The following is a 19,093-nucleotide window of genomic DNA, read 5'->3' as shown; positions in this document are numbered from 1 at the left end:
ATGCAACGGTATTTTATCGAAGAAGTAAAAGCTAATCTTGAATCAACTATCTACATTACCGGTGATGATGTCCATCATATTTCCCGTGTATTGCGCATGCAAGAAGGTAGTCGGCTTGTTTGCTGTACAAAGGATGGGTTTGAAGTGCTTTGTGAAATTGCTGAAATTACCAATGACCAAGTAAACTGTTTTATACTAGAATGGATGACGGTAAACCATGAGCTTCCGATAGAGGTCGTCATAGCGAGCGGGCTGCCTAAAGGGGATAAACTCGAATGGATTATTCAAAAGGGAACCGAATTAGGTGCTGCTTCCTTTATCCCTTTTAATGCTGCTCGTTCAATCGTTAAACTCGAACCTAAGAAGGTCGGAAAAAAGCTTGATCGTTGGAGAAAAATTGCTAAAGAAGCAGCTGAGCAATCATATCGCAATAAAGTTCCATCTGTATTTGAACCTTGTCAGTTCGCAGATTTATTAAAGCATGCTGCAGATTACGATGTTAAGATTGTTGCCTATGAGGAATCGGCTAAGCAAGGTGAGAAAAAAAACCTCGCTAAGGCTTTCACAAAATTAACAGAGGGCGGGTCGTTATTTGTCGTTTTTGGCCCTGAAGGTGGATTAACGGAGCAAGAGGTGGCAAAGCTCGAAGGAGAAGGTTTTCTTACTTGCAGCTTTGGTCCAAGAATTTTAAGAACAGAAACAGCACCTTTATATGTATTATCAGCTGTTTCGTATTATTTCGAATTATCGAGGTGATGAATGATGGCTACAGTTGCCTTTCATACATTAGGTTGTAAAGTAAATCATTATGAAACAGAAGCCATTTGGCAATTATTTAAAGAGGCTGGCTATGAACGTACAGAGTACGAACAAATCGCAGATGTTTATGTTATCAATACATGTACAGTAACGAATACAGGGGATAAAAAAAGCCGTCAGGTTATTCGCCGTGCAATTCGTAAAAACCCTGATGCTGTTATTTGTGTGACAGGCTGCTATGCTCAAACCTCTCCGGCAGAAATTATGGCGATACCTGGTGTAGATATTGTTGTTGGAACACAAGATCGAGTGAAGATGCTGGACTATATTGAGCAATTTAAAAAAGAAAGACAACCAATTAATGGTGTGCGAAATATTATGAAAACCCGCGTATATGAAGAGCTTGATGTACCTTCATTTACCGATCGCACACGAGCTTCATTAAAAATTCAAGAAGGCTGTAATAATTTCTGTACGTTTTGTATTATCCCATGGGCGCGAGGCTTAATGCGATCACGTGATCCAAAAGAGGTTGTTGCCCAAGCACAGCAGCTTGTAAATGCTGGCTATAAGGAAATTGTTTTAACAGGTATTCATACAGGCGGATACGGTGAGGATTTAAAGGATTATAACCTTGCGATGCTTTTAAGCGACTTGGAAGAACAAGTAGAAGGCTTAAAACGCATTCGTATCTCATCGATTGAAGCAAGCCAAATTTCTGATGAAGTTATTGAGGTTTTGAAAAAATCAAAGAAGGTTGTTCGCCATCTGCACATTCCGATCCAATCCGGTTCAGATACAGTATTAAAACGTATGCGTCGAAAATATACGATGGAATTCTTTGCTGAAAGACTAGATCGTTTAAAAGAAGCTTTACCTGGTTTAGCGATTACGTCAGATGTTATTGTTGGATTCCCGGGAGAAACTGAAGAAGAATTTATGGAAACTTTTAACTTTATTAAAAAGTATTCGTTTTCAGAACTGCACGTTTTCCCGTATTCGCAACGGACTGGCACACCTGCTGCTCGAATGGATAACCAAGTTGATGAGGACATTAAAAATGAACGTGTCCATCGCCTCATTGAATTATCTGACCAATTAGCAAAAGAATATGCCTCACAGTTTGAAAATGAGGTATTGGAAGTCATTCCAGAGGAACCATTTAAAGAAACGGATAACGAAGGCTTATATGTAGGCTATACTGATAATTACTTAAAGGTCGTTTTCCCTGCTTCGGAAGAAATGGTCGGTAAGATTGTAAAAGTAAAAATAATAAAGGCCGGCTATCCTTACAACGAAGGACAATTTGTAAGGGTAATTGACGAGCCAATCCAAACAGAAGAAAAGATTCGTCTTTCTTCTTAATACACTTAGAAAGGGTTGACATTTGTCAATCCTTTTTTTGATCTTTAGGAAAGTATAACTTTTTTGTACTTAGTTTTGGTGTCTAGCTCCTGGCGCCATCGGCGAAGCACAGGACGTGCAAGTGCAGTTAAGAGATAAGGACGTCGCGTTTTTAACTGCCTCTAGGGTCTAGTCAAATCGAAATTGAAGGTAAAGAACTCCTTCTATTCCGATTCGCCTTATGCTTGTCGTCGAATGCTTAGCGCCATGCGCTTTTCTTACATCTTTGTAGTGTAAATTGTCTTAATTCGTACAAATTAAATTTGTACTCGTTTTTATTTCTCAATAATGATAAGATGTAAGAGGTCGGACAACTATATACATAAAGGAGCGATGGATCTTGTCGAATATAGCAAAAATGATCGATCACACAGCTTTAAAAGCGGATACTACAAAGGAAATAATTGAAAAGCTTTGTCATGAGGCCAAAGAATATAAATTTGCATCTGTATGTGTAAATCCAACCTGGATAGAAACCGCTGCACAGCTATTAGCAGGATCAGATGTAAAAGTATGTACGGTAATTGGTTTTCCTTTAGGTGCTAACACACCTGAAACAAAAGCGTTCGAAACAAGGGATGCGATTGAAAAGGGAGCAACTGAGGTTGATATGGTAATTAATATTGGTGCCCTTAAAGATAATAATGATGTACTTGTTGAACGAGATATAAAAGCAGTGGTTGAAGCTGCAAAAGGGAAAGCATTGACAAAGGTAATTATCGAAACCAGTCTTCTAACAGAAGAAGAAAAGGTAAGAGCATGTGAGCTTTCTGTAAAAGCTGGAGCAGACTTTGTAAAAACCTCAACCGGGTTTTCAACAGGCGGAGCAACTGTAGAAGATATTGAATTAATGAGAAAGACAGTTGGTCCTAATATTGGTGTTAAAGCATCTGGCGGAGTCCGTGATACTAAAGGTGCAGAAGCATTAATAAATGCCGGTGCAACTCGTATTGGAGCAAGCTCAGGAGTAGCAATTGTAAAAGGTGAAACATCGAATTCTGATTATTAATTTTTGTGAGCGCATTTTTTTCTATAATAGAACGAATATACAATCAGTCATTTAAAGCTAGCATAAAATAATCAAATCATTCAAAGAATATTTTATAAACGGACTTTTTATGATATGAGTTGACCTGCATTATTCGTTATATTATAATTGCAAAGTACATGTTTAGTCATACTATAGACATGTTTTATTTAAAGATGTCGATTGGTTGTATTCGGAGGGAGGGAAAGAGAATGTCAAAAACGGTCGTTCGTAAAAACGAGTCGCTTGAAGATGCTCTTCGTCGTTTCAAACGTACTGTATCAAAAAGTGGTACAATACAAGAAGCTAGAAAGCGCGAATTCTATGAAAAACCTAGCGTAAAGCGTAAGAAAAAGTCTGAAGCAGCTAGAAAGCGCAAATACTAAAAGAGGGTGTACTGATGAGTCTTCTTGAGCAATTTAATCAAGATATGAAACAAGCGATGAAAAATAAAGAAAAAGACAAATTAGCTGTCATTCGAATGGTGAAGGCTGCTTTGCAAAATGAAGCCATTAAGCTTGGCAATAGCGAATTGTCTGAAGAAGAAGAATTGACGGTTCTTTCTCGCGAATTAAAGCAACGTAAAGACTCCCTCCAGGAATTTAAAAATGCTAATCGTTTGGATTTAGTTGAAAAAACACAAGCTGAAATTGACGTTTTGGTCAATTATATGCCTGAACAGCTTTCTGAAGAAGAGGTCTTTGAAATTGTGAAACAAACCATTTCAGAGGTCAATGCTTCATCTAAAGCAGATATGGGGAAAGTAATGGGAGCACTCATGCCCAAGGTTAAAGGAAAAGCAGACGGCAGTCTTGTAAACAAGCTTGTTCAACAACAACTATCATAAATGATATTAAGACACCTTACTATGCAAGGTGTCTTTTAATATTTGGATGTTTTCGCAAACCAGTTGTTCTTTAAGCTTGAAGTAAATTTGTATTACTCAGCTCACCTATTTTAGAAAAAAGCTTTTAAAAAATAGTCTTTATTTTAATGAAAACTTAAAGCGTACATAAAATTTATTAAGAAACAATGAAACTAATTGAAAGCGAAATCGTATTAAAAGTAGGGCTCACTTGAGAGGAGGGTTTAGACGATGAAAATGCGCTTTTTTCAGCTTATGATCGCTTTTGCTTTTATTTTAGCCTTATTGACAGGTTTTAGTCAGGAGCTTCGAGCTGATTCACATCAAAAGGTATATGTTATTCCTCTTGAAGAAACAGTTGAGAAGGGTCTCGCTCAATATATTAAGCGAACGATCTCAGAAGCTAATGCTCAAGAAGTCGATCATATCATCTTAGAAATTAATACATTAGGCGGAGCTGTTGACGGTGCAATGGAAATTGCGGATACACTGCGGTCAAGTGAAATTCCAATTACAGCATACATTAACAGAAGAGCCATTTCTGCTGGGGCATATATAGCGTTGAATGCTGACAAAATCTATATGGCTCCAGGAAGTCAGATGGGATCTGCCGCTATTATAACCGGCGATGGGAATGCGGCAGACGATAAGGCACAATCACTTTGGCTGTCAGAATTAAAGGAAGCAGCAGAACGAAACGGACGTGATCCGAAATATGCGTTAGCTATGGCAGATAAGGAAGTTGATATCTCTGAATATGGTGCTGGAAAAGGGGATTTGCTGACTCTTGAGTCAAAGAGTGCTTTGGAGGTTGGCTATTCAGAAGGGACTGCAAAAGACCGCCAAGACTTATTAAACCAACTAAATCTTTCAAATGCTGAGATCATTAAAGCAAAAGAGAGCTTTGCTGAAAAAGTTGCACGATTTATTACACATCCGGTTGTTGTCCCTATTCTGTTATCAATTGGAAGCTTAGGATTAGTTGTTGAACTTTATTCACCAGGCTTCGGTCTTGCTGGGTTTGCAGGACTAACATCATTATTTCTATTTTTCTATGGTCACTTAGTGGCGGGATTAGCAGGAATGGAATCCGTTATTTTGTTTTTATTAGGTATTATATTTCTCATCGCAGAACTGTTTGTACCGGGTGCCATACTTGGTGTCTTGGGTATTGGCAGCATCATCGCAAGCTTATATATTGCTTCAGGTAATGTTGTCAATATGACGATTTCATTAGGAATTGCTCTTGCTGTTTCCATTACAGCATCCATTTTATTAGTAAAGGTGTTTGGAAAACGTATGAATCTATTTAAAAAATTAATCTTGCGTGACTCAACAAATACCGAAAGCGGTTATGTATCAAATAAATCGCGGACTGACTTATTAGGACTAGAAGGAGTTGCTATGACAACGTTAAGACCTTCAGGAACAGCTGTGATTGCCGAAGAACGTATAGATGTTGTAACAGAGGGTAGTTATATAGCAAAAGGACAGCGTGTAAAAGTTGTCAAAGTGGAAGGGTCAAGAATTGTTGTAAGAGAACTGAACTGAGAATATTGTTAATCTTAGCATGTAATAAGACGATACTTATTACATTAATATGAAATATGAGGAGGAAAAACAATGGAAGCATCAGCGATACTGATCATTGGACTTGTCATTTTAGGTTTAATCTTTTTAGGCATTTTTTTTACATTTGTACCAATAGCTTTATGGATTTCTGCACTAGCAGCAGGTGTAAGAATAAGCATTTTTACTTTGATTGGAATGAGATTACGACGCGTTATTCCAAGCAGGGTTGTAAACCCGTTAATTAAAGCTCACAAAGCAGGACTAAGTGTCACGACAAATCAGCTAGAAAGCCACTATTTAGCTGGAGGAAATGTAGACCGTGTTGTTAATGCTTTAATTGCAGCAGAAAGAGCGAATATTGAATTAACCTTTGAACGATGTGCGGCAATTGACCTCGCAGGTCGTGACGTGTTAGAAGCCGTTCAAATGAGCGTTAACCCTAAAGTAATTGAAACGCCGTTTATCGCCGGTGTTGCGATGGATGGGATTGAAGTGAAGGCAAAAGCAAGAATTACTGTGCGTGCAAATATTGAACGCTTAGTCGGGGGTGCCGGTGAAGATACGATTATTGCTCGTGTTGGGGAAGGGATTGTAAGTACGATCGGTTCATCTGATAACCATAAAAAAGTGCTGGAAAATCCGGATCTAATATCACAAACCGTTTTAGGGAAAGGACTGGATTCAGGTACGGCCTTTGAAATCCTTTCGATTGATATTGCAGATGTAGATATCGGTAAAAACATTGGTGCCGAATTACAAACAGAACAAGCAGAAGCAGACAAGAAAATTGCACAGGCTAAAGCGGAAGAAAGAAGAGCGATGGCTGTTGCTCAAGAACAAGAAATGCTTGCTCGCGTCCAGGAGATGAAGGCTAAGGTTGTGGAAGCAGAGGCAAAGGTACCTCTTGCTATGGCTGAAGCACTGCGCTCTGGCAACATCGGTGTAATGGATTATATGAATATTAAAAACATCTCCGCAGACACAGATATGAGAGATTCAATCGGAAAAATTAATCAAGACAATAGTGATAATGACCAATACTAATTAAGTTAAACCTATTTAATTCTTAAACTTGACACATATCCCATTCCTCATGTAAAGGAGGGAGCAACTTATGGAGCTGCTTACAGAAATCATTACAAATCCAATCGTTTGGGGGATCCTTGCTTGGGTGTTCACAAAAATTTTCACATCCAAGAAAGACGAAGCACCTAATGAACAACCTAAAAAGCGGGTGAATCAACCAAACGAAAGAAAAAACTCAAGACCATATCCTAAGCCCGTAAAAACGACGATTGAGCAAAAGCACCGTAAAGAGGCTACTCAGGTTGTCGAAACCGTACAGCAGGCATATGAAAAAATGAAAAATCTGCAACCTGCACACGCTTTAAATGATAACCAAGTAAAAAAACAACATAAGAAGGTTAATCGTCAGGTACCGCTTCCGAAAGGAAAAAGAACAATTAACCAAAACCGCCTTAGTATTGATAAACAAAAGGCGGTTCAAGGGATTATTTGGAGCGAAATTTTAGGTCCGCCAAGATCTCAAAACCCACATTACACTCGAAATAGAAGACATTCATAACTTCTAGCAATAATCGTGTTATAAGAACCCGCTTTCTCTCATACATATGAGATGAAAGGGGGTCTTTTTTTATGGCAAAAAAGTGGCGTCAGCAGCTAACAAAATGGATTACAAATACAATTGAACTACCGCCGGATGTCATGATGGATCTTCCTAGAATTACGATGGTTGGACAGCTTCATATTTACATAGAAAATCATCGAGGTCTCCTTACATTCACTGATACGGAGCTTCGTCTTCTATTAAAGCAAGGACAACTTTTAATTAAAGGAGAAGCCTTTGTCATAAAGACGATCTTACCAGAAGAAATCCTTCTTGAAGGGAAAATAAGTCAGGTTCTCTATCTTGAAGGAACGTGACGAATAACTTTAATTCAATCATGATGGTAAGTCTGCTGTGTAGGGAAACTAAATTTTTACACAGCAGGCAAACAATGGACTAGTATAAGCCATATCTATGCTGTTTATATAGGGGGATGAGCATGAAAAATCAATGGACAAGTTTTTTGTTTGGGATTGTAAAAGTAAGTATTCAGGGAAGGGGAACCGAACGTTTTTTAAATGACTGCATTCGTGAAAAGATCGTTGTTTGGAATGTTAGCAGAAATCACAAGGAAGGAATGAATTTTTTCATTCGCCTTCAAGATGTACATGCCTTAAGGAGAGTCGTGAGGAAAAATGAATGCAAATGCCATTTTGAAAAAAGATTGGGTTTCCCATTTTTCATAAGAAGATCTTGGCGAAACAGCGGTTTTGTATTAGGTCTGTTAGCATTTTTGCTTGTTATTTTTGCTTTATCAAATATGATTTGGGGTATAAAAGTTGAAGGTGCCTCTCCTGAAACAGAGCATTTAATTAAAAAAGAACTATCACGTATCGGGGTTAAAACAGGCAAATTTCAATTTTTTGTAGAAAATCCAGATGAAATTCAAAAAAGCTTAACAGATAATATTGAACAAATCACATGGGTGGGTGTAGAGCTAACGGGTACAACCTATCATTTAAAGGTAGTGGAAAAAAATCAACCTGAAGAAGAAAAGCTTGTAAGCCCAAGGCATATTGTCGCAAAGAAAAAAGCAACCATTACGAAAATGTTTGTTGAGCAAGGGCAGCCACTAACAACCTTACATGAAAATGTGCAAAAAGGGCAAATATTAGTCTCTGGTTTAATTGGAAAAGAGGATGAACAGAAAAAAGTGGCTGCGAAAGCAGAAATTTTCGGTGAGACATGGCATTTATCGACGATTACTCTTCCATTAAAGACGACTTTTCATGTATTAACTGGGGAAGATAAACATAAGCATTATCTTCAATTTGGTTCCTTTAAGGTTCCGATTTGGGGATTTAAAGATCCTGAATTTTCCTCTTATATTGTTGAAGATGATGTCAGGTATGTAAAATTTTTAAATTTTACCTTGCCGATCGCATATATAAAAGAAACGTATCGTGAGAATGAAAAAGTCACCAGAGAATATACGGCATTACAAGCAAAGGAAGCCGCATTAGATCGAGGCCGTAAAAATATTGAGGATAAACTGGGCGAAGGTGAAAAAGTAATTGGAGAAAAAGTTTTGCACGAGTCGATTGAGAATGGTAAAGTAAAATTAACCGTTCATTACCAAGTCATAGAAAATATCGTAAAAACTACACCAATTGTTCAGGGAGATTAAAGAATGCCAGAAGAATTAGTGACATTGAGTCAAGAATTAGAAAATCCAAATGAAGCCATCGCTTTATTTGGAAATCATGACGTTCATCTTAAACGAATCGAAGAAGAATTAAATGTATCGATTGTAACGAGAGGCGGAGCCGTTTTTGTTTCAGGTGACTCCGAACACGTTAAGCTGGTGGATGAACTGTTAAAATCACTGCTCGTTATTATCCGCAAAGGGATAAATATTAGCGAACGTGATGTGATCTATGGGATTACCATGGCTAAAGAACAACGATTAGATCAATTTGAACATCTGTATGTACAAGAAATCGCAAAAACAGCCAAAGGAAAATCCATCAGGGTTAAAACTTTGGGTCAGCGTCATTATATTGCTGCTATACAAAACAAGGATTTAGTTTTTGGGATAGGGCCAGCTGGAACGGGTAAAACATATTTAGCAGTTGTGATGGCTGTTAATGCTTTAAAAAACGGAAGTGTTAAACGAATTATTTTAACAAGACCAGCTGTTGAGGCTGGTGAAAGCTTAGGCTTTTTACCTGGAGATTTAAAAGAAAAGGTAGATCCTTACCTAAGACCTTTATATGATGGACTTCATGATGTTTTAGGAATGGAGCATACCGGAAGGCTTATTGAGAGAGGTACTATCGAAATCGCTCCTCTTGCCTATATGAGAGGCAGGACGTTAGATGATGCATTCGTTATTTTAGACGAAGCACAAAACACAACACCAGCACAAATGAAGATGTTTTTGACACGGCTGGGCTTCGGCTCTAAAATGGTTATCACAGGTGACCGTACACAGGTTGATTTGCCAAAGGGTGTTAAATCAGGTTTAACGGTTGCAAGAGATATTCTTGCAGAGGTTTCCGGCATTTCATTTGTAGAACTGGAACAATCAGATGTAGTAAGACATCCGCTTGTTGCAAAAATTATTTCAGCATATGAAAGTGCCAATGAAGGTTAAGTGACCCGAGCCTGAATTCGGGTCACTTCTTTTTTAGAGGTGTTGAAAACAAAAGATTATTGTAAAATATAATCGGAAAAACCCTTGGAAAGGTGCTTTTTTTGTTATATTTTGTCTTAAAGGTTGAACATTTTTCGATAAAAAGAAATAATGAAAGAAGTGAACAGTAAAGTATTAAAAATTTTTGATTTATGTGCAGTAAAAGGTGGTGCCTTTTGTGAAGAAGAAAAAGACTGAGAAACAAAAACCAAATCAATTCATCGAAAAACTAAATAATTATAAGTTCCTCCATGTTTTTTTATATGCCATTTTAGCTGTTATCTTATTTGTATCACTTTATAGTAATGTGAAGCCAGAAACATTAGACATTGAGCTTTTTACTGTTTCCGATCAAACGATTTACTCGCCAACTACAGTTGAGGATAAAGTTGAAACGGATCGAAAAAAACAAGAGGCATATGATTCGGTTGAAGATCAATATGTGTTAAAGAAGGAAATTTCCGAAAAACAAGTTGATCTTATTTCGTCAATTTTCGATGCGATTATTGAAGTTCATCAGGAGGAAGAAGCAAATAAAAATGAGGAAAACACCTCATCAGCTATATTAACTCCTGAAGAAAAGGTAAAACGTTTACAAGATAAATTAACACCATCAATAAACGACAAAATTTCAAAGGAAACGTTCATTCCGCTGCTTACTACGACCAAAGATGAACTAATACTTGCTAAGGATGCAGTTGTAACAGCGGTCAATAATATTATGAGCAAGGAAATACCGATTATTCAATTGACAGAAGCGAAAAAACAGGTTGTTGAGGAACTGCAATATACTTCGCTGAAACCAGACGTTCTTCAAGCGGCTACAGAACTAGCCCGTTTTGCGATTACACCAAATGTTGTTTTCGACCTGGAAGCGACAGAGGAAAAAAGACAGCAAGCTGTTGATGCGGTGAAGGAATCTCAAATTAAACAAGGACAAATCCTTGTTGAAGAGAATGAACTGATCAACCGGGAAGTTTATCGCAAGCTAGGATTAGTAGGACTGCTGGACAATCAGCAATCATATAAACCTTTTTTAGGATTAGGAATATTAATTCTTTTAATTTTGATAGGGGTTATCTACTATTTCGAAAAGAAGGATCGACCAATTGCTAAAAAGAACAATTCTTTACTTTTGTATTGCTTAATTTTCGCCATTACCATTCTTTTGATGAAAATTGTTAGTCTGTTTCAAAAGATTGATTACACCCATATAGGTTATCTTGTGCCAGTAGCAATGGGAGCTATGCTCGTTAAGCTGTTGCTTAATGAACGTTTAGCGATTTTGACATGTATGATATTTGCAATTTGCGGCAGTGTTATATTTAATGAAGGTATTACAGGCAGCTTTAACTTTTCAGTAGGGATTTATTATTTATTTGGTTGTCTTGCAGCAGTTTTATTTTTCGGTGAGCACAATCTTAGATCGAAAATTTTACAAGCAGGATTATTTGTTGCCGGGATGAATGTGCTCGTCATAACAGCAATTATGCTCATTCGAAACAGCAGCTATTCAAATGTTGAAATTGGTTCATATTTTATTATGGCATGTGTATCAGGATTAGTTTCTTCCGTTTTGACAATTGGTTTTATGCCATTTTTTGAAACCGGATTTGGAATCTTATCGACGATGAAGTTAATAGAGCTTTCAAATCCAAATCATCCATTGCTTCGGAAAATTTTGACAGAAACACCAGGTACATATCATCATAGTGTCATGGTTGCAAATTTGTCGGAGTCTGCTTGTGAAGCAATTGGGGCAAATGGGCTTTTGGCACGAGTAGGAGCTTATTATCATGATATTGGAAAAACAAAGCGTCCGCAGTATTTTATTGAAAATCAAATGAATATTGAAAATCCACATAATAAACTTTCCGCACAGCTAAGTAAAAATGTTATTATTTCACATGTAACAGATGGTGTGGAGATGTTAAAAAAGAATAAAATGCCTAAGGAATTTATTGATATAGCTGAACAGCATCATGGTACATCCTTATTAAAATATTTTTATCATCAAGCGAAACAAACAAACCCGTCTATTTATGAAGAGGAATTCCGCTATCCTGGTCCAAAACCGCAAACAAAGGAAATTGCGATTATTTCAATCGCTGATAGTGTGGAAGCAGCTGTTCGTTCAATGGCAAACCCTACACCTGAAAAAATAGAAAAGCTTGTTCGGTCGATTATTTCGGACCGATTGCAGGACCATCAATTAGATGAATGTGATTTAACGTTAAGAGAACTTGATATTATTGCAAAGTCTTTTTGTGAATCGCTAAAAGGGATTTTCCATTCTAGAATTGAGTATCCTGAATTAACAAAAAAACAGAAGGTGAAGCAAGCATGAGATTAATCATCGATTGTATTGACGAAACAAATGAATTAACAGAAGAAGAACAAACAAAAGTAGAGGATTTGCTGCAATTTGCAGCAGATGTCGAAAATGTAAAGCAAGATGCTGAGTTATCTGTTACGTTTGTAACAAACGAGCGTATCCAAGAGATAAATCGGGATTACCGTGATAAGAATCAACCTACAGATGTCATTTCTTTTGCTTTAGAAGAAATGGGGGAGGGGGAAATCGAAATTGTCGGATTGGAACAACCCCCTATGTTAGGTGATATTATCATTTCCATTCCTCGCGCAAGGGAACAGGCAATTGAATATGGCCATTCATTTATGAGAGAACTGGGATTTCTTGCTGTCCATGGTTTTCTTCATTTACTTGGGTATGACCATATGAATGATGAAGATGAAAAAAGAATGTTTACTAAGCAAAAGGAAATTTTAGATAGCTATGGGCTTAAAAGATCAGCCGATCTCTGAGTGGAGAAGGTTTTCTAAAAGCTTTATATTTGCGTGGAGTGGAATTATCCAAACGTTGAAAACAGAACGGAATTTTCAAATTCATGTGATAATTTCGATCTTGGTGTTTATCGTTGGTTTTTTCTTTGAATTCACATTAATGGAGTGGGTGATCATCCTGTTCTTAATCGGTGGAATGCTGGCTTTGGAATTAATGAATACGGCGATCGAGCATGTCGTTGATTTAGTTACTGATGAATTTAAGCCGTTGGCAAAGGCGGGAAAAGATGCTGCTGCGGGTGCCGTTTTGGTTTATGCAATTCTTTCTGTTATAATAGGAATTATCATTATGTTCAATCATATTTGATTTTTAATCGAAACTTGAACGTTTTAAATTTTTAAGGTTATATTTACATATTTTAAGTTTATTGCGAATGTATTCCGAAAATTCTTACATTTAAATTACAAAATCGTTGAAAACGTGAATTCACTGTGAAAATTAGGTAAAATAAAGGTAGGCAATGGAAATTGCCTTTAGGGAAGGAAGAAAGTTAGTGAACATTGAACAACTCATCAAAGAAGCTAAAGCAGCACGTGATATGGCCTATACTCCCTACTCAAAATTTAATGTAGGCGCCGCTTTGTTAACAAAAGATGGTAAAATATATAGAGGCTGTAATATTGAAAATGCTGCCTACAGCATGACCAATTGTGCTGAACGTACAGCCCTTTTTAAAGCTTTTTCTGAAGGTGACAAAGAGTATGCTGCAATAGCAGTTGTTGCTGATACGAAAAGACCAGTTCCGCCATGTGGAGCATGCCGTCAAGTCATTTCAGAACTTTGTCCAAAGGATATGAAAGTCATTTTAACAAACCTTCATGGTGATATTGAAGAATTAACCGTACAAGATTTACTACCAGGAGCATTTTCAGCGGAGGATTTACATGAGTAATAGTCAAGGATATAAATCAGGATTTGTTTCAATTATTGGAAGGCCAAATGTCGGAAAGTCAACGTTTATTAATCGGGTAATCGGTCAAAAAATTGCGATTATGAGTGATAAACCGCAAACAACTAGAAACAAAATCCAAGGTGTTTATACAACAAACAATTCACAAACGATTTTTATCGATACACCGGGTATTCACAAGCCAAAGCATAAGCTCGGAGATTTTATGATGAAGGTAGCTCATAACACCTTAAAAGAAGTGGATCTCATTCTTTTTATGATTAACGCCGAAGAAGGCTATGGTCGAGGGGATGAGTTTATCATTGAACGATTAAAACAGACTAATACACCTGTTTTTTTGATCATTAACAAGATTGATCAAATTCATCCAGATGAGATTTTACCTTTAATCGAGCAATATAAAAATCTATATCCTTTTAGAGAAATTGTCCCGATCTCTGCTTTGCAGGGGAATAATGTAGAAAGGCTCTTGAAGCAAATTGAGGAAATCTTACCGGAAGGTCCTCAATACTATCCTGAGGATCAAGTAACAGATCATCCCGAGCGCTTTATCATTACGGAGTTGGTTCGTGAAAAAGTTCTTCACTTAACGAGGGAGGAAATCCCACACTCAGTTGCAGTTGTCATGGACACACTTGAAAGACGCGAAAATAATCAAGCTATTTTTGTAGGAGCTACAATCATTGTAGAGCGTGACTCTCAAAAAGGGATTATTATTGGAAAAAAAGGAAGCATGCTCAAAGAGATTGGTAAAAGGGCTCGTGCTGATATTGAGGCATTGCTAGGGTCTAAGGTCTTTTTAGAGTTATGGGTGAAGGTTCAGAAGGATTGGCGAAATAAAGCTTCACAGTTAAGAGATTATGGATTTAGGGAAGATGAATATTAATCCATTTCCTTTGCTCTGATCAGCCAATTAAATGTGCTTCATAACGATCTACTAAACAAATACTTTTCCTATTCATAAAATGTATTAGCAAAAATTGTTTAACATGAATCGGACTAAAGAAGGTCAAGATAACTATAAAGAAATTGGATATAAATTGCTTGCTAGTGTTAACAACTGAAAGGTGGGGTTTTTATGTTGGATTTTACCTGGAAGGTCTTTTCGCAAACAGGTAGCATTGATACGTATCTTCTTTTTAAAGAATTAGAAAAGGAGAATGATGACGGACCCGATTCTCAAGATGATGAACTAGCTGAAATGGATTTTCCAATTTCCTAAATCTTGCCTAAACCTTTGGAAGGTGAGGGAAATTTGCTTCAAAAATGTGAAGGAATTGTAATTCGAACAACGGATTACGGTGAAACAAACAAAATCATTACCATATATACCCGTGAAGCTGGAAAAGTTGGGGTAATGGCAAGGGGCGCGAAAAAAACAAATAGTCGCCTTACGTCCATTACCCAACTTTTTACGTATGGAACATTTTTATTTCAAAAAACAACTGGTTTAGGCAGTCTTCAGCAAGGGGAGACGATTCGTTCTTTAAGGGGAATTCGCGAGGATATTTTCCTAACCGCATATGCTTCTTACATAGCTGAATTACTGGATAAAAGCACAGAAAATCATGAGCGTAATCCCTACTTATTTGAACTGTTAAAACAGACTTTTGAATATTTAGATGACGGAGTCGACCCGGATATCTTGGTTAATATTTTTGAAATGAAAATGTTGACCGTTTTAGGTCTTCACCCCCTGCTTGACGGTTGTGTTTTATGTGAAAGTAAGGATGGCACTTTTCATTTTTCAATCCGAGAAGGCGGATTTATCTGCCATAGATGCTTTGAGCATGATCCTTACAGGTTACAAATATCTCGAATAACGGTAAAATTATTACGCCTGTTTTATTATTTTGATTTAAGCCGACTAGGGAATATTTCAGTAAAGCCTGAAACGAAAAGTGAATTAAAATCGGTGATCCAAGCCTATTATCAAGAATATTCAGGTCTGACACTGAAGTCTAAACGATTTTTAGATCAAGTAGATTCCTTAAAAGGAAAACTATAGTATGTGCGCTGTTGACATCCGATCATTTTTCGATTAATATGCAAGTATAATTTAACATTTTGCGTTGAAGGAAAAGAGTACTTACGAATAACCCAATGAAAGCGACCTTAGGACGGTGAGAGCTAAGGATTGGTTCGTAACGAAAGGCATTCCGGAGCAGTATTTTTAAGTGGCTTATTATCTTTTTTAAAATGATAAGCAATTAGGGTGGAACCGCGGGTATGCTCTCGTCCCTATGTCATGAATGGTGGCATAAGGATGAGGGCTTTTTGTTTTTTTGTCATCATAAAAGAATGACAAAAGCATTATGCTTTTATTTATTATGGAGGTGTAAGGAATCAATGAATATTCAAGACATGATTTTAACGCTGCAAAAGCATTGGTCTGATCAAGGCTGTGTGCTGATGCAAGCCTATGATACTGAAAAAGGTGCGGGAACAATGAGTCCATATACATTTTTAAGAAGTATTGGACCAGAGCCATGGAAGGTCGCATATGTGGAACCATCAAGAAGACCTGCTGATGGAAGATATGGGGAAAATCCGAACAGACTTTATCAGCATCATCAGTTTCAAGTGATCATGAAGCCATCCCCGGATAATATTCAGGAATTATATTTGGATTCATTACGTGCTCTTGGAATTGACCCGTTAGAGCATGATATTCGCTTTGTTGAGGATAACTGGGAAAATCCTTCACTAGGCTGTGCCGGTTTGGGCTGGGAAGTGTGGCTTGATGGAATGGAAATCACACAATTTACATATTTTCAACAAGTCGGCGGTTTAGAATGTAAACCAGTATCAGCTGAAATTACGTATGGAATTGAGAGATTGGCATCATATATCCAAGATAAAGAAAATGTTTTTGATTTAGAGTGGACAGACGGCTTTACGATTCGGGATATTTTCTTAATGCCTGAATATGAGCATTCAAAATATACATTTGAAACATCTGACACTGACATGTTATTTCAATTGTTCTCAATCTATGAAAAAGAAGCAAATCGTCAAATGGACGAAGGGCTTGTCCACCCAGCATATGATTATGTTTTAAAATGCTCCCATACGTTTAACCTGCTTGATGCAAAAGGGGCTATTTCTGTCACAGAACGAACAGGTTATATCGGCCGGGTCCGTAATTTAGCACGTAAAGTAGCAAAAACCTTTTATGAAGAAAGGGAAAAACTTGGTTTCCCAATGTTAAATAAGGAAGGAGGAGCAAAGGATGAGTAAGCAGGATCTATTAATTGAAATTGGCTTAGAGGAAGTTCCGGCACATTATGTAACAGATGCAATGAATCAGTTCAGTGAAAAGGTAACAAATTGGTTAAAGGATCAGAAGCTTTCTTTTGGAACGGTAAAAGCCTATTCAACTCCTAGAAGATTAGCCGTATTAGTTAAGGATGTTGCAGATAAACAGCCAGATATTGAAGAGGAAGCAAAAGGTCCGGCGAAAAAAATCGCGCTTGATGAAAACGGCAATTGGTCCAAAGCGGCAATCGGCTTTACAAAAGGTCAAGGTGCTTCTGTAGACGATATTTATTTTAAAGAGATTAAAGGTGTCGAGTACGCCCATGTGCAGAAATTTATCGCGGGAAAAGAGACGAAAGAGCTATTGACGGAAATGCGTCAAATCATCACAGGCTTAACATTTCCTAAAAATATGCGCTGGGGAAGTCAGGAAATGCGGTATATTAGGCCGATCAAATGGCTTGTGGCTTTATTTGGCAAGGATGTCATCCCATTTGAAATCGCAGGTGTACACACAAATTCCTTTAGCTATGGACACCGTTTTTTAGGTGCTAAGGTTGAAATTGCTGCACCGTCATTATATGAAGCGGCTTTATTAGAGCAATTTGTCATCGCTGATCCTGTAAAAAGGAAAGAAGCGATTGTTAATCAATTAACTGATCTTGAGAAAGAACAGGATTGGGTCATTCCTGTTGATAAAGACTTGCTTGAAGAGGTCAATAATTTAGTTGAATATCCAACTGCATTATTCGGAAAATTTGAAGAGGACTATTTAGCTTTGCCTGACGAAGTGTTAGTAACAACGATGAAGGAGCATCAACGCTACTTCCCAGTAAGAAATCAAAGCGGCCAACTTCAACCGTTTTTTGTTACAGTTCGTAATGGTGATCATCATCACCTTGAAAATGTGGCGAGGGGAAATGAAAAAGTACTCCGGGCAAGACTTTCTGATGCAAACTTCTTCTATAAAGAAGACCAAAAGCTGAAAATTGAAGATGCGGTTCAGAAACTAAATAAAATTGTTTTTTATGAAGAGTTGGGAACGTTAGGAGAAAAGGTTAACCGAATTGTGAAGCTTTCAGGCTTACTAGCAGAAAAACTAGGAGTCGGCAGTGAAGAAAAACAGGATATAAAACGCGCTGCATCTATTTGTAAGTTTGACCTAGTGACAAATATGGTTTATGAATTTCCTGAGCTTCAAGGGAAAATTGGTGAAAAATATGCTCGGATAAGTGGTGAAAAAGAAGCTGTTTCTATTGCTATTAATGAACATTACATGCCGCGTCATGCAGAGGATGAAGCACCTGCTTCAACAGTCGGAGCAGTTGTTGCTTTAGCAGATAAGCTTGATACCATCTCGGGATTCTTTGCAATCGGCAAAATTCCAACAGGTTCTCAAGACCCATATGCATTAAGAAGACAAGCGAGCGGGATCGTGCAAATCCTTCTTCATAAGAAATGGAAGATTGAATTACCTGAATTGATTCAAATGGCCCTTACATTATTTGGGGATAAAGAAACAGTTGAAGCAAGCAAAGAGCTCCAAGCATTCTTTAAACTTCGCATAAAATATTTATTAGCAGAAGAAGAAATTCGTTATGACTTAGTTGAAGCTGTTTTAGACTCTTCTACATTTGAAGTGACGTCAATGGTAGAAAGGGCAAAGGTTCTTGAAGCAGCCTCAAGCGAAGAAGATTTTAAAGAAACAGTAGAGGCACTTGCACGCGTAATGAACATCGCGAAAAAAGGCGCTGATCAAGAAATAAATGTACAATTGTTCGATAGCGAATATGAGAGATCACTTTATGAGGCATATGTAGATGCAGCAGAAAGGATAAACACACAAAAAACTGCCGGTAATGAGCGAGAAGTTTATCATATTTTAGCAAGCTTAAAAAGTGTCATAAATGATTACTTTGAACATACGATGGTCATGTCAGAGGATGAAAACATCAAAGCAAACCGCTTAGCTCAAATGGTAAAGCTTTCAACGCTTATCGAATCGTTTGCAAAAATGAGTGTAATCCTAGTAAAATAATAAAGCTCTTGAAAATCAAATGGGGTTTGGCAGATATGTCAGACCTCTTTCTTTTATTCATAAACGGTTTAAAGAAAGATAAAACAAACTACTTTTCAAAATAATATTAAAGTATATAATAATTTTATATAG

Annotated in this window: 20 protein-coding genes; all 20 read left to right on the top strand. The window is 37.3% G+C overall.

Annotation, left to right across the window (positions count from 1 at the left end; all coding sequences use genetic code 11):
- The 20 genes from Q1B07_RS06090 (at nt 1) to glyS (ending at nt 18,961) form a co-directional block, all read left to right on the top strand.
- Nucleotides 1-756 (top strand): 16S rRNA (uracil(1498)-N(3))-methyltransferase, encoded by a 756-nt coding sequence (locus tag Q1B07_RS06090; RefSeq protein ID WP_299087769.1) that lies wholly within the window; start codon nt 1-3, stop codon nt 754-756.
- Between the two features lie 6 nt (nt 757-762).
- Nucleotides 763-2,124 carry a tRNA (N(6)-L-threonylcarbamoyladenosine(37)-C(2))-methylthiotransferase MtaB gene (gene mtaB / locus Q1B07_RS06085; RefSeq protein ID WP_299087771.1) on the top strand — a complete coding sequence of 454 codons (1,362 nt, stop codon included), beginning with the start codon at nt 763-765 and terminating at the stop codon, nt 2,122-2,124.
- Between the two features lie 376 nt (nt 2,125-2,500).
- Nucleotides 2,501-3,172 carry a deoxyribose-phosphate aldolase gene (deoC, locus tag Q1B07_RS06080; RefSeq protein ID WP_299088077.1) on the top strand — a complete coding sequence of 224 codons (672 nt, stop codon included), beginning with the start codon at nt 2,501-2,503 and terminating at the stop codon, nt 3,170-3,172.
- A 230-nt stretch (nt 3,173-3,402) separates the two neighbouring features.
- On the top strand, nt 3,403-3,576 hold the full coding sequence (gene rpsU / locus Q1B07_RS06075; protein WP_010678174.1) for a 30S ribosomal protein S21: 174 nt from the start codon (nt 3,403-3,405) through the stop codon (nt 3,574-3,576).
- A 14-nt stretch (nt 3,577-3,590) separates the two neighbouring features.
- Entirely contained in the window at nt 3,591-4,037 is a 447-nt protein-coding gene (locus Q1B07_RS06070) for a GatB/YqeY domain-containing protein (protein ID WP_299087781.1), read from the top strand.
- Nucleotides 4,038-4,286: 249 nt separating this feature from the next.
- Nucleotides 4,287-5,606: a nodulation protein NfeD gene (locus Q1B07_RS06065; RefSeq protein ID WP_299087784.1), complete on the top strand. Its 1,320-nt coding sequence runs from the start codon at nt 4,287-4,289 to the stop codon at nt 5,604-5,606.
- 72 nt (nt 5,607-5,678) lie between these two features.
- Complete coding sequence (gene floA / locus Q1B07_RS06060; RefSeq protein ID WP_299087787.1) at nt 5,679-6,671, top strand: flotillin-like protein FloA; 993 nt, start codon at nt 5,679-5,681, stop codon at nt 6,669-6,671.
- A gap of 70 nt (nt 6,672-6,741) precedes the next feature.
- Nucleotides 6,742-7,212 (top strand): hypothetical protein, encoded by a 471-nt coding sequence (locus Q1B07_RS06055; protein WP_299087790.1) that lies wholly within the window; start codon nt 6,742-6,744, stop codon nt 7,210-7,212.
- Nucleotides 7,213-7,283: 71 nt separating this feature from the next.
- Nucleotides 7,284-7,571 (top strand): sporulation protein YqfC, encoded by a 288-nt coding sequence (gene yqfC / locus Q1B07_RS06050; RefSeq protein WP_299087793.1) that lies wholly within the window; start codon nt 7,284-7,286, stop codon nt 7,569-7,571.
- 122 nt (nt 7,572-7,693) lie between these two features.
- Nucleotides 7,694-8,881: a sporulation protein YqfD gene (yqfD, locus tag Q1B07_RS06045; RefSeq protein WP_299087795.1), complete on the top strand. Its 1,188-nt coding sequence runs from the start codon at nt 7,694-7,696 to the stop codon at nt 8,879-8,881.
- Between the two features lie 3 nt (nt 8,882-8,884).
- Nucleotides 8,885-9,850 carry a PhoH family protein gene (locus tag Q1B07_RS06040; RefSeq protein ID WP_299087798.1) on the top strand — a complete coding sequence of 322 codons (966 nt, stop codon included), beginning with the start codon at nt 8,885-8,887 and terminating at the stop codon, nt 9,848-9,850.
- Nucleotides 9,851-10,109: 259 nt separating this feature from the next.
- The gene (locus Q1B07_RS06035; RefSeq protein ID WP_299088078.1) at nt 10,110-12,236 is read left to right on the top strand and encodes an HD family phosphohydrolase; all 2,127 of its coding nucleotides are present in this window, start codon (nt 10,110-10,112) and stop codon (nt 12,234-12,236) included.
- A complete protein-coding gene (gene ybeY, locus Q1B07_RS06030; RefSeq protein ID WP_299087801.1) occupies nt 12,233-12,715 on the top strand; it encodes an rRNA maturation RNase YbeY in 483 nt (160 codons plus the stop codon). The genes Q1B07_RS06035 and ybeY overlap by 4 nt, the downstream gene beginning before the upstream one ends.
- Nucleotides 12,687-13,061 carry a diacylglycerol kinase family protein gene (locus Q1B07_RS06025; protein ID WP_299087803.1) on the top strand — a complete coding sequence of 125 codons (375 nt, stop codon included), beginning with the start codon at nt 12,687-12,689 and terminating at the stop codon, nt 13,059-13,061. The genes ybeY and Q1B07_RS06025 overlap by 29 nt, the downstream gene beginning before the upstream one ends.
- 154 nt (nt 13,062-13,215) lie before the next feature.
- Nucleotides 13,216-13,647 carry a cytidine deaminase gene (locus tag Q1B07_RS06020; RefSeq protein WP_366945146.1) on the top strand — a complete coding sequence of 144 codons (432 nt, stop codon included), beginning with the start codon at nt 13,216-13,218 and terminating at the stop codon, nt 13,645-13,647.
- On the top strand, nt 13,640-14,551 hold the full coding sequence (gene era, locus Q1B07_RS06015) for a GTPase Era (protein WP_299087809.1): 912 nt from the start codon (nt 13,640-13,642) through the stop codon (nt 14,549-14,551). The genes Q1B07_RS06020 and era overlap by 8 nt, the downstream gene beginning before the upstream one ends.
- 192 nt (nt 14,552-14,743) lie before the next feature.
- Complete coding sequence (locus Q1B07_RS06010; protein ID WP_066334717.1) at nt 14,744-14,887, top strand: YqzL family protein; 144 nt, start codon at nt 14,744-14,746, stop codon at nt 14,885-14,887.
- Nucleotides 14,888-14,920: 33 nt separating this feature from the next.
- Nucleotides 14,921-15,673, top strand: coding sequence for a DNA repair protein RecO (gene recO, locus Q1B07_RS06005; RefSeq protein ID WP_299087813.1), 753 nt, complete (start codon nt 14,921-14,923; stop codon nt 15,671-15,673).
- Nucleotides 15,674-16,014: 341 nt separating this feature from the next.
- Entirely contained in the window at nt 16,015-16,905 is an 891-nt protein-coding gene (glyQ, locus tag Q1B07_RS06000) for a glycine--tRNA ligase subunit alpha (RefSeq protein WP_299087816.1), read from the top strand.
- A complete protein-coding gene (glyS, locus tag Q1B07_RS05995) occupies nt 16,898-18,961 on the top strand; it encodes a glycine--tRNA ligase subunit beta (RefSeq protein WP_299087819.1) in 2,064 nt (687 codons plus the stop codon). Before glyQ ends, glyS begins: the two co-directional genes overlap by 8 nt.
- The last annotated feature ends 132 nt before the right edge of the window (nt 18,962-19,093 follow it).

This window comes from uncultured Metabacillus sp. (assembly GCF_947503125.1).
Classification (GTDB): Bacteria; Bacillota; Bacilli; order Bacillales; family Bacillaceae; genus Metabacillus.
This window is presented reverse-complemented; position numbering and strand designations above follow the sequence as displayed.

Excerpts from the sequence above, each read along its gene's own strand:
- Q1B07_RS06090 (WP_299087769.1), top strand. The coding sequence starts at position 1 with ATGCAACGGTATTTTATCGAAGAAGTAAAAGCTAATCTTGAATCAACT.
- mtaB (WP_299087771.1), top strand. The coding sequence starts at position 763 with ATGGCTACAGTTGCCTTTCATACATTAGGTTGTAAAGTAAATCATTAT.
- rpsU (WP_010678174.1), top strand. The coding sequence starts at position 3,403 with ATGTCAAAAACGGTCGTTCGTAAAAACGAGTCGCTTGAAGATGCTCTT.
- Q1B07_RS06070 (WP_299087781.1), top strand. The coding sequence starts at position 3,591 with ATGAGTCTTCTTGAGCAATTTAATCAAGATATGAAACAAGCGATGAAA.
- Q1B07_RS06065 (WP_299087784.1), top strand. The coding sequence starts at position 4,287 with ATGAAAATGCGCTTTTTTCAGCTTATGATCGCTTTTGCTTTTATTTTA.
- floA (WP_299087787.1), top strand. The coding sequence starts at position 5,679 with ATGGAAGCATCAGCGATACTGATCATTGGACTTGTCATTTTAGGTTTA.
- Q1B07_RS06055 (WP_299087790.1), top strand. The coding sequence starts at position 6,742 with ATGGAGCTGCTTACAGAAATCATTACAAATCCAATCGTTTGGGGGATC.
- yqfC (WP_299087793.1), top strand. The coding sequence starts at position 7,284 with ATGGCAAAAAAGTGGCGTCAGCAGCTAACAAAATGGATTACAAATACA.
- yqfD (WP_299087795.1), top strand. The coding sequence starts at position 7,694 with ATGAAAAATCAATGGACAAGTTTTTTGTTTGGGATTGTAAAAGTAAGT.
- Q1B07_RS06040 (WP_299087798.1), top strand. The coding sequence starts at position 8,885 with ATGCCAGAAGAATTAGTGACATTGAGTCAAGAATTAGAAAATCCAAAT.
- ybeY (WP_299087801.1), top strand. The coding sequence starts at position 12,233 with ATGAGATTAATCATCGATTGTATTGACGAAACAAATGAATTAACAGAA.
- Q1B07_RS06025 (WP_299087803.1), top strand. The coding sequence starts at position 12,687 with ATGGGCTTAAAAGATCAGCCGATCTCTGAGTGGAGAAGGTTTTCTAAA.
- Q1B07_RS06020 (WP_366945146.1), top strand. The coding sequence starts at position 13,216 with ATGGAAATTGCCTTTAGGGAAGGAAGAAAGTTAGTGAACATTGAACAA.
- era (WP_299087809.1), top strand. The coding sequence starts at position 13,640 with ATGAGTAATAGTCAAGGATATAAATCAGGATTTGTTTCAATTATTGGA.
- Q1B07_RS06010 (WP_066334717.1), top strand. The coding sequence starts at position 14,744 with ATGTTGGATTTTACCTGGAAGGTCTTTTCGCAAACAGGTAGCATTGAT.
- glyQ (WP_299087816.1), top strand. The coding sequence starts at position 16,015 with ATGAATATTCAAGACATGATTTTAACGCTGCAAAAGCATTGGTCTGAT.
- glyS (WP_299087819.1), top strand. The coding sequence starts at position 16,898 with ATGAGTAAGCAGGATCTATTAATTGAAATTGGCTTAGAGGAAGTTCCG.